Annotated in this window: 8 protein-coding genes and 1 pseudogene; 4 read left to right on the top strand and 5 right to left on the bottom strand. The window is 64.4% G+C overall.

What is annotated here, in order from left to right:
* Positions 1 to 28: 28 nt before the first annotated feature.
* From IPK66_09605 to IPK66_09595, 3 genes and pseudogenes are all read right to left on the bottom strand, one after another.
* A pseudogene (locus tag IPK66_09605) lies at positions 29 to 2,887 on the bottom strand (Tn3 family transposase).
* Between the two features lie 41 nt (positions 2,888 to 2,928).
* The gene (locus IPK66_09600) at positions 2,929 to 3,087 is read right to left on the bottom strand and encodes a hypothetical protein (protein MBK8175490.1); all 159 of its coding nucleotides are present in this window, start codon (positions 3,085 to 3,087) and stop codon (positions 2,929 to 2,931) included.
* Between the two features lie 157 nt (positions 3,088 to 3,244).
* Complete coding sequence (locus IPK66_09595; GenBank protein MBK8175489.1) at positions 3,245 to 5,923, bottom strand: bifunctional acetate--CoA ligase family protein/GNAT family N-acetyltransferase; 2,679 nt, start codon at positions 5,921 to 5,923, stop codon at positions 3,245 to 3,247.
* Positions 5,924 to 6,200: 277 nt separating this feature from the next.
* On the opposite strand from IPK66_09595, the gene IPK66_09590 reads away from it, so the two are divergent.
* From IPK66_09590 to fabI, 3 genes are all read left to right on the top strand, one after another.
* On the top strand, positions 6,201 to 7,613 hold the full coding sequence (locus tag IPK66_09590) for a bifunctional enoyl-CoA hydratase/phosphate acetyltransferase (GenBank protein ID MBK8175488.1): 1,413 nt from the start codon (positions 6,201 to 6,203) through the stop codon (positions 7,611 to 7,613).
* Positions 7,614 to 7,618: 5 nt separating this feature from the next.
* Complete coding sequence (locus tag IPK66_09585) at positions 7,619 to 8,809, top strand: acetate/propionate family kinase (protein ID MBK8175487.1); 1,191 nt, start codon at positions 7,619 to 7,621, stop codon at positions 8,807 to 8,809.
* A gap of 67 nt (positions 8,810 to 8,876) precedes the next feature.
* Positions 8,877 to 9,701 carry an enoyl-ACP reductase FabI gene (gene fabI, locus IPK66_09580; GenBank protein ID MBK8175486.1) on the top strand — a complete coding sequence of 275 codons (825 nt, stop codon included), beginning with the start codon at positions 8,877 to 8,879 and terminating at the stop codon, positions 9,699 to 9,701.
* Between the two features lie 66 nt (positions 9,702 to 9,767).
* On the opposite strand, the gene nhaA is transcribed toward fabI, so the two are convergent.
* Together nhaA and IPK66_09570 are read right to left on the bottom strand one after the other, a co-directional pair.
* Positions 9,768 to 10,949, bottom strand: a complete 1,182-nt coding sequence (nhaA, locus tag IPK66_09575; GenBank protein ID MBK8175485.1) for a Na+/H+ antiporter NhaA — start codon at positions 10,947 to 10,949, stop codon at positions 9,768 to 9,770.
* 35 nt (positions 10,950 to 10,984) lie between these two features.
* Positions 10,985 to 12,082, bottom strand: a complete 1,098-nt coding sequence (locus IPK66_09570) for an ATP-dependent 6-phosphofructokinase (protein ID MBK8175484.1) — start codon at positions 12,080 to 12,082, stop codon at positions 10,985 to 10,987.
* Between the two features lie 727 nt (positions 12,083 to 12,809).
* Between IPK66_09570 and IPK66_09565 the strand changes: the two genes are divergently transcribed.
* Positions 12,810 to 16,679: a hypothetical protein gene (locus IPK66_09565; GenBank protein ID MBK8175483.1), complete on the top strand. Its 3,870-nt coding sequence runs from the start codon at positions 12,810 to 12,812 to the stop codon at positions 16,677 to 16,679.
* Positions 16,680 to 16,789: the final 110 nt, after the last annotated feature.

The raw sequence follows: 16,789 nt of genomic DNA, 5'->3' as shown, positions 1-16,789 counted from the left end.
GGGGTGGTTTGCGGGAGAGGGCGGAATTCTACCCTAAGGGTCGCCACCGGTATTCGCCGGTTAGGTTGATATGCTCCCAGCCGAGCGGCGAGACGTGGGGCAGGAGATCCGGCGAAGGTGGCTGGCCGATTTCCACCATGCGGGCGACGACCTCGCCGAGCTTCCAGCTGTTCCAATAGATGATGATGGCGGCGAGCAGGTTGAGCGCCGCGATCCGGTGGTGCTGGCCGTCGCTGGTGCGATCACGGAGCTCGCCGCGCCGGTGGAAACTGATCGCGCGCTTCAGCGCGTGGTGGGCCTCGCCCTTATTGAGGCCGATCTGCGCGCGGCGCTGCCGATCGCGATCGGCCAGCCAATCGAGCAGGAACAGGGTGCGCTCGACCCGGCCGATCTCACGCAGGGCGACGGCCAGCCGGTTTTACCGAGGATAGGCGGCGAGTTTGCGCAGGGCCTGGCTGGGGACGGCGGCGCCGGTCGCCATGCTGGCAGTGAGCCGCAGCACGTCGGGCCAGCTTTCGGCGATCGGCCGAGAGTTGATCCGGCCGCCGACCAACGGCTGGGGCGACGCGGGTGTTGCTTCTGGATCGAACACGTAGATTCGCTTGTCAGCCAGATCGCGGATGCGCGGAGCGAAGCGGAAGCCGAGGATCGAGCAGGTGGCGAACACGTGGTCGGTGAAGCCGCCGGTATCGGCATAGTGCTCGGCGATCCGCCGGCCAGCATCGTTCTGCAGCAACCCGTCCAGGATGTACGGCGCTTCATGCACGGTCGCCGGAATGACCTGGGAAGCGAACGGCGCGTACTGATCGTTGACGTGGCTGTTGGCGTTGATGCCGGGCTGGTGGCCATAGCGGGCGTTGACCGCGTTCATGGCCTCGCCCATGCCGCCCACGGTGAAGTGTTGGCCATCGGACGAGGAGGTCACACCTGCGCCCCAGAACCTGGCCATCGGCAGCTCGGCTTGCGCTTCGACCACCAGGCTGAGCGCCTGGGCCGTCGTATCCTCGCGTACGAACCACCGGCCGACTCGGAGCAGCTTCCAAAAGCTGTGCGTGTCGCAGGCTTCCGCCATCTTTTTGAGGCTTAGATCGACGCCATCGGCCAGCAAGACGGAGAGCACGCCAACGCGGTCGCGGCATGGGATGCCGGTACGCAGGTCAGCGAAGGCTAACGTGAACTCGATCCGCTCATCAACCTCCAGCAACAGATCGGTAATCCGGGTTTGTGGCATCTCCCGGTAGAGCGCCAACACCAGGTCTTCGGCACCGTCGGGGACGGCTTTCTCCAGACGGTCAACGCGCAGCCGCCCGCCGTGGATGGCACTCGTCGGCACCTGGCCGTGCTCGATGGCCCGGGCGGCAAGCCAGAGCCGGCCATCCATGGGCACGGCCAGCCTTGCCGAGGAAATCGCCGCGGCGGGAACCAGGGCAGTCTCCACTTCTGCGTATCGGTGGCTGTCGGCGAGCCAGACGTCGCCGGCCTCGAGCGCGTTCCTGAGTTCGAACAGCACCGCCGACTCCCACAACGGCCGGTCAGGTTTGTCCGCCTCGAGCAGCCGCTTTCGCCACTTGGTGCGCAAGAAGCTTGTCGGCGCCGCCGGCGGCAAACGACTGTCACCGCAGCTGTTGAGTTGCCGCAACAGCTTGATCGCATCCAGCAGCGGTCGGGCAGGTCGGCCGCCTTGGAACGAAAGCGTTTCCAGCATTCGAGGCGCATAGCGGCGGAAGAGGGGGCAGCCCTGGGCCACGTAGTCGAGAGGATCGGCGCCGACCTGGGGGTCAAAGCGCGCGCCTGCTCGACCCGCTGTCGTAGCGCTGGCCAGCCGCCGCTGGCGAGGACGGCTTCGGGCAGGTCCCCTCCGTCGTCGTGGGCGCGCATCAGGGCAGCGCCGAGGTCGGCGAACTGACAGAGAGTCTTGCCGATGGTCGTACGCTGATCCTGCACATCAGCGTCGCGCTTCCGCTCGGCATCCCGGCAGAGCTTGCCGACGATCCGTTCGTGGGTCTCCAGGATCGTTTCAGCGATGCCGGCACGCCATTCGATGACGCAAGCGGCGAGGATCGCCAGCTGCCGCCCACGGCAAGATCACGGACGCCGTCGGCGTAGTAGCGCTCGCCCAGGCGCCGGAGCCGGCTGACCCGATGCGGCGGCACGCCGTCGAGCAGGCGACGGTCGACGCCGATCGTCTCCAGGTACTCGAGCCGGTCGAGCATGCGGTTGATGTCAGCCGAGTTGGTGCTGGCCTCGAACAGGCGCAGCCAGACGAACCGGGTCAGCGGGTCATCGACCGTCTCGTCGAGCAGAGCACAGAGCCGCTTGGCGGTGCCGGAGTCGATCCGATCGGCGATGCGCTGACGATGGCGCGGTCGGCGGCGACCAGCGCGTCCGCGCAACAGCGCTCGATGGTGGTGATGCCGGGAACGCTGATCTTGCGCCGCCTGAGCTCGGCCACCAACTCGGCCGCCAGCCCATCGTTGGTGCGGGCGCCCTCCGCTGCTGCGCGCAGCCAGATCAGCGTCTCCTTGCGGACGGCACCTTCGAACGGCCGGTACCCGTAGAGCTGCTGCAAGGCGATCGAATGCTGATAACGCGTCGCCTCCCGCTCGCCGTAACCGGTGAGTGCCTCGCTGGAGATCCCAATTTGGGCGCCAATGAACGCCAGCATGATCTCGGGGATCAGTTCGCCCGGTTGCGACAGGCAGCCGGGGTAGCGGAACGCGCACAGCTGCAGGGCAAAGCCGAGCCGGTTCTGCGGGCGCCGGCGCCGGTGGATATGACCGAGGTCAACGTCACTGAGGACATGGTGCTGCAGCAACGTCGACTCGTCGGCGGACAGCGCCAGCAGGGCGTCCCGCTTCCGGCCGGTCAGAACGGTGCGCCGGGCCATGATGGATTGTGTCCCAGGTGGCTTATACCAAGTCCCATTGATCAGAACCGATGCGCCCAGTTGCGCAGTCCGATCGACATGATGCGCCAGGGCTGCGCGACGCGCTTGTTCCAGGCTTGGCGGCAGTGATCGACGATGTCGTCGAAGGACGTGAAGACCCGGTTGGAGAGCCAGTTGTCGCGCATGAACTGCAGCCCCACGCCGCCGATGCGCGCTGCGTCGCAGCGCCGATGGCAAACTCCATCTCGTTTGCCAGCGTGAATCATCTTTCGGCGCTCGCGGGAATCCCTCACGAGAGTCTCGAATACAGGGACTTGGTATTAGGGTAGGATTCCGCTCTCTCCCGCAAACGACCCCTTAATCGAGCGACTTGGAGACGATACGCACGGTACGGTCTTCCGGATCGCTCCTAATCACGAATCCGAGTTTGCGGACCAGCCCCAGCATTGGCGCATTTTCCGCCAGGACGTCACCCCAAATCTCTGAAATGCCCCGTTTGCGGCAATAGGCGATGATCTCCTCCATCAGCAACCGGCCAAGGCCGGTTCCCTTGAGATCGGAGCGGACGGCGCCGGCATATTCAGCGCGCGTTTCGTCCGGATCGGCGGTAATACGCATGACTCCTAGCATCTCCGGCACTTCGGCCGTTTCGTCAAACAGCACCAGCGCCATTTCCCGGTCGTAGTCGATCTGCGTCATGCGCGCCGCCAAGCGATGGTCGAGTTCCTTGACCTGAGAGAAGAATCGCAGGCGGCGATCTTCCGGCGATAAGCTACGAACGAACGCGCGCAGTGCGGGCTCATCCTCGGGACGGATGGCGCGCAGGAGCAGCTGGCGCCCCCCGCGATCGAACACCATCTTCTCCACATCCTTCGGGTAGGGGCGGATCGCCAGCCGCGCATCCGCCGGCCGGCCGGTGGCGGCGATGCGAATGCGGGCGGCGACGACGACGACACCGTCGCCGCCAGCCAGCATCGGGTTGATATCGATCTCGACGATCTCGGCAATCTCTACGACAAGTTGTGAGAGCTTGACCAGCGCAAGACCGATGTCCTCGATATCGGCGGCGGGCCGTTCACCGTATCCCTGCAGCAACGCGCACGCTTGCGCCTCGGCGATCAAGTCGTAGGCAAGATTGAGATTGAGCGGCGGCAGCGCCAGGGCACGCTCGCGAATCACCTGAGCAATATCGCCGCCCGGGCCGAAGATGATGACCGGACCGAAGTCGGCGTCGACGAACATGCCCATGCGCAACTCATGCTGCTGGATCGTCTTAGGCTGCGCACGCACGGTAAAGCCGGGAAACCATCGGTCGACGTATGCCCGGCGAAAGCGCGCCTCCGTCTGCCGGGCGGCCACGGCGACCGCCTCGGGCGTTTCCAGATCACCCAGGCCATCGCGTCCGCGCACGGCGGCCCCGGTCTCGCCTGGCGCCTGAAGCCGCAACGAAACCGGAAAACCGAGGTCTTTGGCGGCGCTAACCGCGTCTTCCGGCGTTGCCGCCGTCACGGCGCGGGCGACCGGCAGGTCGTAGGCGGCCAGAACCTCCTTCGCCTCCGGCTCGCTCAGCCATTCCCGGCCTTCCTTGAGCGCCGCCGAAACGACCGCGCGCACGCGTCCCGCATCCCGGCCGAACTGTTCCGGCAACGATGCGGGGGTCTCCATCAACATGTCCTGGCTGCGACGATAGCGAACCAGCTGCATCAGCGCAGCGACCGCCGGCCCCGGCGCGTCATGCAGCGGCAGGCGGCGCGTGGCGAACAGCCGGCGCGCGTCGTCAAGGCTGCTTTCCTCGGCCCAGACGGCAACAAGCGGCTTGCGTTCACGCACCATCCGATCGGCGATGGAGTACGCCGCATCGATCGTATCGCCGATCGCCGTTGGCGTAACCACCGTAAGGATCGCATCGACCCCCGGATCGGCGAGCAGCGGACCCAGAGCGTCACGATAGCGTTCGGCAGTGGCATCATTGAACAGGTTGACCGGGTTGCGCCGCCCCCATCGCGCCGGCAGAATCCGGTCAAGCGCATCGAGCGTCGGCCGGCTGAGCTCGGCAAGCCGGCCATTCTCCTGCAGCACCATGTTGGCAGTGACATCGCCAATGCCGTGACCGTTGGCGATGATGGCGATGCGATCATTGGCCATGCGAATGCCGGTGCCCAGCGTTCCGGCAGCGGCGATCAGATCAGCGAGGCTATCCACCGGAAGGATGCCGGCGCGGCGAAAGGCAGCGTCGTTGACCTCGCCTCGGGTGGGCCGGCGCGCACCCGAGCGCCTGCGTTCTCGGCCGACATCCAGTCGGGCGACATCGAAAACGATCACCGGTTTCAGGCGGGCGGCCGATCGCGCCGCCGATAAGAACCGCCTCGGATTGGCAATGCTATCGATGCACAGGAGAATGGCCCGTGTGCCGCCGTCGAACGCCAGGTAATCGAGCATGTCGCCGAAGTCGACATCGCTCATATCCCCGAGCGATGCCAGCAATGAGAATCCGACACCACGCGCCGCCGCCCAGTCGAGCATCACGGTCATCAGCGAGCCCGACTGGCTGATAAAGGCAAGGTCACCCTTCGCGGCGCGCGCATGAGCGTAGCTGGCATCGAGACCGCGCGCGGGAACGATGATGCCAAGACAGGCCGGACCGGCGATCCGCAGGTCAAACGGCCGGGCGGCATCGAGCATCCTTCGCCGGCACGAGGCCCCTTCAGCGGTACCGGCGGCTTCGAAGGCATGCGACAGGACCACGGCGGCACGGGTACCACGCTCCCCCAGGGCGGTGATCAACGGCGGGATGTCTTCCGGCGGGCTGGCGATGACGGCAAGATCGGGCGTCAGTGGCAGATCGGCGACGGATGCGTAGGCAAGAACCCCCTGGACCGCCATATCCGACGGGTGTACCGGCATGACCGGTCCATCGAAGCCACACCGAAAAAGGTTCGTCGCCACGACACGACCGACCGAATGCGGACCTTGGTCGAGACCGAAGAGAGCGATCGATTCCGGCCGGAACAGCCGATCGAGATTAACGACGGACAAGCGTTGAGCCCCGGTTTTGCGCCGTTCCGCGAAACGGCAATCCGCCCTCATCTTCGCATACGCAACAGGGAGGCGAAAGCGTCGCGACGCCGATCCACATCTAGCCGTAATATCATGGGAATTTCACCGAAACGTGCGCAGAGCCCACCTTGCGGTGCATCAGAGGGGCCGATAGTCTACGGTTCCTTTCAGTTCGCCACGCCCCGGAACGTCAGAGCGGACAGACATATTGCGCTGCGTAGCGCCGTTGACGTTGCATTCAAGGAGCCGTCCGTCGATGAACGATATGATCGAGAACAAGACGTTCGATGAGATCAATCTCGGCGATTCGACGTCGCTCGTCCGCCAGTTTCGCCCGGAGGACGTCGAGACATGGGCGGCGGTGACCGGCAACTTCAACCTCGTCGACCTTGATCCGTCGCCGCTCGATTCGTCGATGTTCAACCACGGCGCCGGCCAGGCGACATGGGCGGCGGTGCTGTTTTCGACCCTCGCTGGAACGCGGCTTCCGGGGCTGGGTTCGGTGACGCTGATGCACGCGATCCGGTTTCTCAAACCGGTGCCGATCGGCAGGCCGATCACCGCGCGGATCACCGTCCGTGAGAAACGGGCGGAGACCGGCGTTGTCGTCTTCGACTGCCTATGCCTTGATGAGGAAGGCAGAGAACTGCTCTCCGGTACGCTCGACGTCCAGGCGCCAAGTGTAAAGATCCGCCTGCCCCGGCGCGACCTGCCGACGGTGCAGCTCCGGCGGGAGGACCGCTACCTCGATCTTATTCGCCAGTGCGACGGCCTGCCGCCGATGTCTACGGCCGTGGTGCATCCGTGCAGCGACGACGCGCTGCGGGGCGCGATCGAGGCCGCCGAACACAATCTGATCCTGCCAGTGCTGATCGGACCGGAAAAAAAGATACGTGCCGTCTCCGACGCAGAAAATCTCGATATCTCCCCCTACCGGCTGGTGCCCTCCGAGCACAGCCATCATTCGGCGGAACTCGCCGTCGCCATGGTGCATGGCGGCGAGGCAGAAACCTTGATGAAGGGCAGCCTGCACACCGATGAGCTGCTTCACGAAGTGATGAAGAAAGACTGCGGACTGCGCACCGAGCGGCGCTTGAGCCACTGCTTTCTTCTCTCCGTCCCCACCTACGCCCGGCCGATCATCGTCACCGATGCCGCCATCAACATCCTTCCGACGCTCGAAGACAAGCGGGACATCGTGCAGAACGCCATCGAGCTGGCGCAGGCCATGGGCATCACCGTGCCGAAAGTGGCAATCCTGTCTGCGGTTGAGACAGTCACCCCGAAGATCCCCTCGACCATCGAAGCTGCGGCCCTGTGCAAGATGGCCGAGCGCGGACAGATCACCGGCGGGCTGATCGACGGACCGTTGGCGATCGACAACGCCATCGACGAGGAGGCGGCGCGAACCAAGGGCATTCTCTCCCCGGTCGCCGGCAAGGCCGATATCCTCGTTGCTCCCAACCTCGAATCGGCCAACATGTTGGCCAAGCAGCTCACCTTCATGGCCAATGCCGAGGCTGCGGGCATCGTCATCGGGGCGCGGGCACCGATCATTCTGACCAGCCGCGCCGATAGCGCCAGGACGCGCCTTGCATCGTGCGCCGTCGCCGTTCTGTTCGCTGCGCAATTACGCCGCGGCGCCGCTCTACTCAAAGCGGCGGAGTAACGCCAATGACCTCCGCTGCGCCCGGCATCCTCGTGATCAACGCCGGTTCCTCGAGCATCAAGTACGCGGCATATAGCGCCGACGACGCAGCCGAACCCCAGTTGCTCGGCAAGGGCATGCTCGAAGGCATCGGCACCGACCCTCACTTTGTCGGCTACGATCAAGATGGCGTCCTCCTCGGCGATCAGCACTGGCCCAAGGACTCGGCGTTCGGCCATGAGGACGGGCTTCGCTTCCTGTTCGACTGGTTCGCCACCGCCGAACGCGATATCCGCGTCGCCGCCGCCGGCCACCGTGTCGTCCACGGCGGCCTGCTTTATTCCGGACCAGTTCGGCTCGATGCGCGCGTCCTCGCCGACCTCGTCCAGTTCGAACCGCTCGCCCCACTGCACCAGCCGCACAACCTCCTCGCCATCCGCGCCTTGGCGAAGATGTTTCCCGACCTGCCGCAAATCGCCTGTTTCGATACGGCCTTTCATCGCACACAGCCGGAGGTGGCGCAGATTTTCGCCCTGCCCTATCGCCTCAGCGAACAGGGCATCCGCCGCTACGGATTTCACGGCCTTTCCTACGAATACATCGCCCGCAGGATGCACGAGATCGACCCTGGGGCGCGTCGCGTCGTCGTCGCCCACCTCGGCAGCGGCGCGTCAATGTGCGCGATGCTCGACGGTCGCAGCGTCGAATCGTCGATGGGTTTCACCGCTGTCGACGGCCTGATGATGGGCACGCGCACCGGCGCGCTCGATCCCGGCGTAGTCCTCTACCTCATACAAACCCTGAACTGGGACGGCGCCCGGATCGAAAAACTTCTTTACAAGGAGTCCGGCCTGCTCGGCGTCTCCGGCCTTTCCAACGACATGCGCTCCTTGCTGGCGAGCCAGACCCCGCGCGCGCACCAGGCCGTCGAGCTGTTCTGCTATACCATCGCCAAGCAACTCGGTGCGCTGGTCGCAACACTGGGCGGAATCGATGCGTTGGTGTTTACCGCCGGCATTGGCGAACGCGCCGCGCCCATCCGCGCCGATGTCTGTCGCCGCTCCGAATGGCTGGGCATCCGCCTCGACGAGGAGGCCAACGCGGTGAACGGCCCACGCATCAGCCATACACACAGTCCCGTGGCGGTCTGGGTCGTTCCGACAGATGAAGAGAAAATGATCGCCATCCATGCGCACAAGGTGCTTGCCACCTCGTAAGTCCAGGTAAGTCCAGCTACCCAGGTCAGTTCCGCTACGTTGTCGCAACCAGAGAAAGGACGCGTTCATGTCGCAGATCGCACCGGACGACCCGGCCTTAAAACCGCTGTCCATTGACGAGCGTCCGCTCGCGGGCAAGAAGGCGCTCGTCGTCGGCATTGCCAACAAGGATTCGATCGCTTACGGCTGCGCGCGGGCGTTCCGCGCCTTCGGCGCCGACCTATCGATCACGTACCTGAACGACAAGACCAAGACCTACACGGCGCAGCTCGCTGCCGTGCTTGACGTCGAGGACGCGTTGTACCTGCCGTGCGACGTCCGGGAGCCGGGTCAACTGGAAGCGGTGTTCGCGGCGATCGAGAAAACCTGGGGTCGCCTCGATATCCTGCTGCATTCGATCGCGTTCGCGCCGATGCAAGACCTTCATGGCCGGGTCACCGACTGCTCGCTCGAAGGCTTTCTGGCAGCGATGGACATCTCGGTGCATTCGCTGATCCGCATGACCCGTCTGGCGGAACCGCTGATGGCCGGCGGCGGCGCGATTTTCACCATGAGTTATTTCGGCGGCGAGAAGGTGGTTCCCCACTACGGCATCATGGGGCCGGCCAAGGCGGCGCTGGAAACGGCGGCGCGCTACATGGCCGCCGAACTCGGAGAGAAGGGCATTCGCATCAATATCATCTCCCCCGGTCCGGTGATGACCCGCGCCGCGTCCGGCATCGACCGCTTCGACGAACTGCTGGAAAAGACCAAGCAGCGCGCCCCGACCCGCAAGCTGGTGACAGCGGACGAAGTCGGTCTTGCCACGGCGACGCTCGCCTGCGACTTCGCCAAGATCGTCACCGGCGAGGTGCTATATATGGACGGCGGCTACAACATCATGGGCGGCTAGCCGCCCCAAGCGTGCTACCCAGGGCGGCCGCACCGGACGGGCGCCCGGGCGGTCCCGCCCTGCCGCTTACGCCCCGGGGGAAGTCGCCTTACGGCGCTGCGGCAAGAGCAGGACCACCGCGCCCGTACATGCTGAGAGAATCGAGCCGACGATGACGCCGAGCCGCAGCGGCGCATCGAAGTTGGAGTGCTCCCAGGCCAGACCACCGATGAACAGGCTCATGGTAAAGCCGATGCCGCAGAGCAGGCAGACCCCGTAGATCTGCCGCCACGTCGTACCTTCGGGCAACCGGGCGAGGCCGGCGCGGGCCGTCAGCCATATGCACGAGAACACCCCGGCCTGCTTGCCGAGGAACAGGCCAAGAGCGATGCCGAGCGTCACCGGCTCGAAGAGACTTGCCCAACCGATGCCCTCGAACGAAACGCCGGCGTTGGCGAAGGCGAAGATCGGCAGCACCCCGAAGGCCGCCCATCTGTGCAGCGAATGTTCGAGATGGCGCGCGGGCGAGTGGCCGTTCGCGTCCTCTTCGAGCGGAATGGTCATCGCCAGCGCGACACCGGCGAGGGTCGCGTGCACGCCGGATTTCAGCACGCACACCCACAGCACGGCGCCGATGGCGAAATAGACGCCCATGCGGCGAACGCCGAGAATGTTCATTGCCACCAGCACGGCGAGCGCCGAGATGGCCATCGTCAGTGCCGTCAGCGATAATTGATCCGTGTAGAACACGGCGATGATGATGATCGCGCCGAGGTCGTCGAGCACCGCGATCGCCGTCAGTAGCACCTTCAGCGATAAGGGGACGCGTGAGCCCAGCAAAGCCAGAACGCCGAGCGCGAAGGCGATGTCCGTTGCTGCCGGAATCGCCCAGCCGGCAAGATGGTCGGGCTCGCCGAGATTGATTGCAACAAAGATCAGCGCCGGCAGTGCCATGCCACCGAGCGCGCCGCAGGCCGGAAGCACCGCTTGCTCGCGGCGCGCCAGTTGTCCGGCCAGGAACTCCCGCTTGATCTCGAGACCGACGACGAAAAAGAACACCGCCATCAGTCCGTCGTTGATCCACAGCAGCAACGGCTTGGAAAGCTGAAAGGAATCGATGCCAATGTGTGCGCGCGCGTCAAGAAAGTCCTGGTAGACGGACGATAGCGGCGAGTTGGCGACAATGACCGCAAGAATGGCTGCAGCCACCAGCACCAGACCTCCCGCTGCTTCCATCTTGAGAAACTGCTTCAGTGCATCGAGCGGCATCGTTGAACCTCCTTCCCTGCGACCGGGCGGTCTTATCAGTCTCCGAGACAGATGCCGAGGTGCCGGGCGGTGCCGATCATCATCCCGTCTTCCTTAAGCCCGCGGGTTTTTCCGGCGACCTCTTCCAGCGCCACGTCCTCGGCACGGCCGTCACGCCAGACGACGTAGCGGTTGGTTTTGCCCTGCGCGATCAGGTCGACCGCCCGGCTGCCGAGCGAACTGGCGAGGATGCGATCGAAAGCGCACGGAGCCCCGCCGCGCTGGACATGACCCAGAACGGTCACGCGGGTCTCGGCGCCGGTGCCGCGGGCGATCAGGTCGGCGATCAGTGCACCGACGCCGCCGTAGCGAATCTCGCCGTCGGAGTGGGCATGCGAGACCGTGCTACCCTCCGCCATCCGCACGCCTTCCGAACAGACGACGAGGGCGTGATTCTGCCCCCGGGCGTGGCGCGAGCGCAGATGCGCAATCACCTTATCGATGCTGAACGGAACCTCCGGAACGAGGATCACGTCGGCCCCGGAGGCGATGCCGGTCGCGATCGCGATCCAGCCGACGTCGCGGCCCATCACCTCCAGCACCATCGTCCGCCGATGGCTGGCCGCGGTCGGCTGCAGGCGGTCGGCTGCATCGACCGCAACCTCGACCGCGCTCATGTAGCCGATGGCGAAGTCGGTCTCGGCAAGATCGTTGTCGATGGTCTTCGGCACGCCGACAAACGGAATGTTTCCCTTCGCCGCAAGAGCGGAGAGAATCCGCGCGCTGCCATCGCCACCGATGCCGATCAGCGCATCGAGGTTCAGTGCGCGAAAGCCCTCGATCGCCTCGTCGGACCGGTCCTTGATGCTGCCATCAGCCATCGGGTATTCGAAGGGATTGCCCTTGTTGACCGTCTCGAGGACCGTTCCGCCCTCGCGCAAAAGAGCGCTGCCGATGTTGTCAAGGGTCAGCTCGCGATAACGCACCGGTCGTTCCAGCAAGCCCGCGGTGCTGGCTAGGATGCCAACGACGGAAAAGCCATAATCCTGAATGGCCCGGTAGGTGATCGCGCGAATCGCAGCGTTCAGCCCAGCGCAATCGCCGCCGGATGTCAGGACGCCGATGCGGTTGTGTTTCAGTTTGAACTCGCCCATCCTTCAAATTCTTTCCTGCAGACAAGTGCGTGCCGAAAGGGCTCCGGGCGCCGTATAGCATGGCCGGACAGGGCTCGAAAGCGCGCTGCGTTCGCCGGACTTGGCCACCGATCGGATGGTCCGGTGCTCAAAGACCGAATTATCGTCAGATCATCTTTGACGTTTCACGTCGTAGTTGTTCGCATCCCATGCAATCAGTCCCTCATCGGCCAGACAAGACCTTGATGAGCGACGTCGAGCCTGCATGAAGAATTTGTGACAGGCGCGCCCTGTTGACCACGCGCCAGCGGCACGTTGATCGTGCGTCCCAGCTTCCGCAACGCCGGCAATCCCTTGCAAAATCCGATGGCACCTTCATTCGCTGCATGCTTTCCTGATCTTGAATAGCGCCGCTGAGAGTGCAGTAGGGACGGATAAGCCGCAAGCAGGACCATACCGTTCGAGATCATTCAACGCCGGGGGAAGAAGCGCGCGGAGAACTGATCCGCTCAAAACAGACCGCGAACCCTGGGTTCGCGAGATGTTGTTGACCAAAATGGTCTGCGGAACCGTGGCGCGAGCACGTAATCACAATACGGCACGAGCCAGCGGGGCCGAGCCTGCCAGATCGGTCGTACGCGGCGGTGCGCTCAAGCGGTCGGGCGCGTCCAAACCACCGCCGGCGAGGTTGGACGGCGGATCAAGGTAGCGCGGATTTCGATCAAATGACGTCAAGGGGGAGCCTGTCATGACGCAACGCTTGTTTTTCACCGCCAGCGACACTGCCAGCGGCGTTGAACTCTATACCTCCGACGGTACGTCTGCGGGTACCGTCCGACTCAAAGATATCAACCCCGGAAGCGCGAGCAGTGAGCCGAGCGCATTGACCGATGTCGGCGGCCGGCTGTTCTTCACCGCGAACGATGGGACAAGCGGCGCGGAACTGTGGACGTCGGACGGAAGCGAGACCGGGACCGTCCGCGTTGCCGACATCAGTTCCGGCAATGCCGGGAGCAACCCTGACCATCTTGTCGATGTCGGTGGGCGGCTGTTCTTCGTCGCCGCCGACGGCACCAGCGGCCGCGAGCTGTGGACATCAGACGGAACTGCGGGCGGAACCGTCCGCGTTGCCGACCTCAATCCTGGCAGCGCCAGCAGCAATCCCACAGATCTTGTCGCGGTTGGTGGCCGGCTGTTCTTCGCCGCAAACGATGGCAACGGCGGTCGCGAGCTGTGGAGCTCGGATGGAACCGAAGCCGGCACCGTCCGTGTTGCGGATATCGTTCCCGGCAGTACCGGCAGCAATCCCAGCGATCTCGTCGTTGCCGGTGGTCGGCTGTTCTTCGTCGCCAATGACGGCAGCGGCGGCCGCGAGCTATGGACTTCGGACGGAACCGAAGCTGGAACCATCCAGCTCAAGAACATCAATCCCGGCAACTTCGGCAGCAACCCCAGCGATCTCGTCGCTGTCGGCGCCAGCGTGTTTTTCGTCGCCAGTGACGGCAGCGGCGGTCGCGAGCTGTGGACATCGAATGGAACCGAAGCCGGGACCATTCAGGTCAAGGACATCAATCCCGGCGCCAGCAGCAGCAACCCCAGCGATCTCATCGCCATCGGTGACCGGCTGTTTTTCGTTGCCGACAATGGCAGCGATGGCCGCGAGCTATGGACATCGGACGGAACCGAAGCCGGAACCATTCAGGTCGAAGACATCAATCCCGGCGCCGGCTATAGCAGCCCGCAGGATCTGACCGATGTCGATGGCACTCTGTTCTTCTCCGCCGCCGACGGCACCAGCGGCCGCGAGCTGTGGACATCGGACGGAACCGCGGGCGGAACCGTCCGCGTTGCCGACATCAACCCTGGCAGCGGCAGCAGCAACCCATCCTCACTCACCGCGCTCGGCGATCAGGTGGTTTTTTCCGCGTTCAGTCCGACCAGCGGATACGAGACGTGGGTTTCCGACGGCACGTCGGCCGGCACCGTGCTGCTTGCTGACCTTGCGCCCGACATTGACAGTTCAAGGGGGTTGCAGACGGGAGCGATCGCGTCCTTAGGCGACACCGCCTATTTCGCTGGCTACGACTCCGCGGGTGGAAACGAACTATGGGCATCCGATGGCAGCGTCGGCGGCACATGGCGCATCACCGATATCAACCCCGGCAGCAGCGGCAGTAACCCGAGCGAGTTCGCCGTCGTCGGCAACTCGCTCTTTTTCGCCGCCTCGGATGGCAGCAGCGGCACAGAGCTCTGGACGTCCGACGGCACCGAGGCGGGCACGGTTCGCGTCAAGGACATCGAGTCCGGAAGTGGAAACAGTCGGCCGGAACAGTTGACGACCGTTGGCACGAAGCTTTTCTTCGCCGCGACAACCAACGCCAACGGCGCGGAACTATGGACCTCGAACGGCACAGCCGGCGGCACCGTTCTGGTCAAGGACATCAATTCGGGAACGGAGGGCAGCGATCCATCGGAACTCACCGTCGTCGGAAACACGCTTTATTTCCGTGCCAACGACACAAGCCACGGTGGCGAGCTGTGGAAGTCGGACGGAACCGCCGCCGGCACCGTGCTCGTCAAGGATATTAACACCGGAACCGCCTGGGGAAACCCGACGGATCTGACCAGCTTCGCCGGCAAGTTGTTCTTCCAGGCGTACGATGACGCGAGCGGCACGGAGCTGTGGACGTCGGACGCCACAGCCGCCGGCACTGTCCGGGTTGCTGATATCAACGCCGGTGAGGGGAGCAGTGCGCCCGAGGAACTCACCGTCTCCGCCGGCGCGCTGTTTTTTCGTGCCTATAACGATGCGGGGGGTCTGGAACTATGGAAGACGAACGGCACTGAGGCCGGGACGGTCCTCGTTAAGGACATCAATCCCGGCAGCGAGGGATCGAGCCCGGGCGAGTTGATCGACGTCAACGGCACGCTCTACTTCACCGCCGATGACGGCAGTAGTGGACGCGAGTTATGGAAATCCGACGGCACCGAGGCCGGCACGGTGCGCGTTGCCGACATCGATCCCGGGACCGACACCAGTTCCTTGACCGGACTGACCGCGATCGGCAGTACGCTGTTTTTCGTCGCCTCGAACGGCACCAGCGGGCTTGAGTTGTGGAGATCGGACGGCACGGCGCCGGGTACCGTCCTGGTTGCCGACATCAATGCCGGCAGCGGCGGCAGCGCGCCGCACCAGCTCACCAACGTCGGCGGAACGCTCTACTTCCTCGCCAACGACGGCGTCCACGGCGACGAGCTTTGGACTTCGGACGGCACGGCCGCGGGCACGCACCGGCTCACCGACGCCACGGCACCGCTGAGTTCGTTCCCGGGCGATCTGACGCACGTAACCATCGGCGACGGCGCGATCGTCACGCTGACGCCCGACGACGATACCTATGCCGCCGGCAATGGTGCGGAAACGATTTTCGCCCTGGCCGGAAACGATTCGGTTCTCGGTGGCAACGGCGACGATTCGATCTTCGGGGACACCGGTTCCGATACCCTCGATGGACAGGCCGGAAACGATACGCTCGACGGCGGGACCGGCAACGACCGCCTGATCGGCTCCACCGGCGACGACAGCTTCTATCTCGATTCCGCCGGCGACGTCATCGTCGAACTCAGCAACGAAGGCAACGACCGCGTCATCTCCGCGATCGACTACTTCCTCGCCAACGGCAACCTCGAAAACCTCACCTTGATCGGCACCGCAGTCTCCGGGACCGGCAACTACCGTGACAACGGTATTGTCGGCAATGCCCTCGACAATGTCCTGACCGGCAACAACGGCAACGATACGATCGACGGCGGCGACGGCAGCGATTCGCTGTACGGCTCGAGTGGGATGGACCTGATCACCGGCGGGAATGGCAACGACAGCATCGAAAGCGGCAGCGGTGCCGATACCGTCATCGGCGGAGACGGCGATGATGCGGTATTCGGCTATACCGAGAACGACCTCATCGATGGCGGTAACGGTGCCGACGCGCTCATTGGCGGCGGCGGCGATGATACGATCATCGGCGGAGAGGGTGCCGATACTCTGTCCGGCTATTACCAGAATGACAGCCTCGATGGTGGCAATGGCGATGACTCGCTGGTCGGCAACGAAGGCGACGATGTCCTCGATGGCGGCATCGGGAATGAAATCATCCGCGGCGGCGACGGCAACGACACACTGTTCGGCGGCGACGGCAACGATCAGACCCTCGGCTATGCCAACAATGACAGCGCCTCCGGCGGCGAGGGAGAGGATACGGTCGTGGGTGGCGACGGCAACGATACCCTCGCCGGCGACGGAGGCAATGACCAGCTTTTTGGTGGCACCGGAGCCGACATCATGACCGGAGGCGGCGGCAACGATGTTCTGATCGGCGGCGGTCAGGCGGACACGTTCCGGTTTGAGGCGGCGGATGCCACCGATGGCGTGACCGACTTCGACGAGATCGCCGATTACTACAAGGGACAAGGCGACGTCATCGACCTGCCGGTGGCGACGGGCTGGACGTTCGTTCAGGTCGTTGGCGGCAACCTGCAGATCCGGCTCGACGGCAGCGATGGCGACATCGTGCAGATCGACAACATCACCAGCGCGAGCGACGTGATCTTCGTCTGATCCTTGCCGGGGCTGCAATCCCTACCCGAGCTTGCAGCGCCATTGATGCGATCGGCACCAGCGGCGTTGCGCCGGTCTCTATGACAGCGGCGTTGCGCCGATTTGTGCGG

The organism is Rhodospirillales bacterium (assembly GCA_016712595.1).
In the GTDB taxonomy this organism is placed as follows: Bacteria; Pseudomonadota; Alphaproteobacteria; order Rhodospirillales; family Defluviicoccaceae; genus Defluviicoccus.
Note: the sequence above shows the minus strand (reverse complement) of the source record. Positions and strands in the feature narration are given on the sequence as shown.

What these genes read in the sequence shown, in the direction of transcription:
- IPK66_09570 (MBK8175484.1), bottom strand. Translation starts at nt 12,082, where the DNA reads ATGGGCGAGTTCAAACTGAAACACAACCGCATCGGCGTCCTGACATCC.
- IPK66_09590 (MBK8175488.1), top strand. Translation starts at nt 6,201, where the DNA reads ATGAACGATATGATCGAGAACAAGACGTTCGATGAGATCAATCTCGGC.
- IPK66_09585 (MBK8175487.1), top strand. Translation starts at nt 7,619, where the DNA reads ATGACCTCCGCTGCGCCCGGCATCCTCGTGATCAACGCCGGTTCCTCG.
- IPK66_09565 (MBK8175483.1), top strand. Translation starts at nt 12,810, where the DNA reads ATGACGCAACGCTTGTTTTTCACCGCCAGCGACACTGCCAGCGGCGTT.
- nhaA (MBK8175485.1), bottom strand. Translation starts at nt 10,949, where the DNA reads ATGCCGCTCGATGCACTGAAGCAGTTTCTCAAGATGGAAGCAGCGGGA.
- fabI (MBK8175486.1), top strand. Translation starts at nt 8,877, where the DNA reads ATGTCGCAGATCGCACCGGACGACCCGGCCTTAAAACCGCTGTCCATT.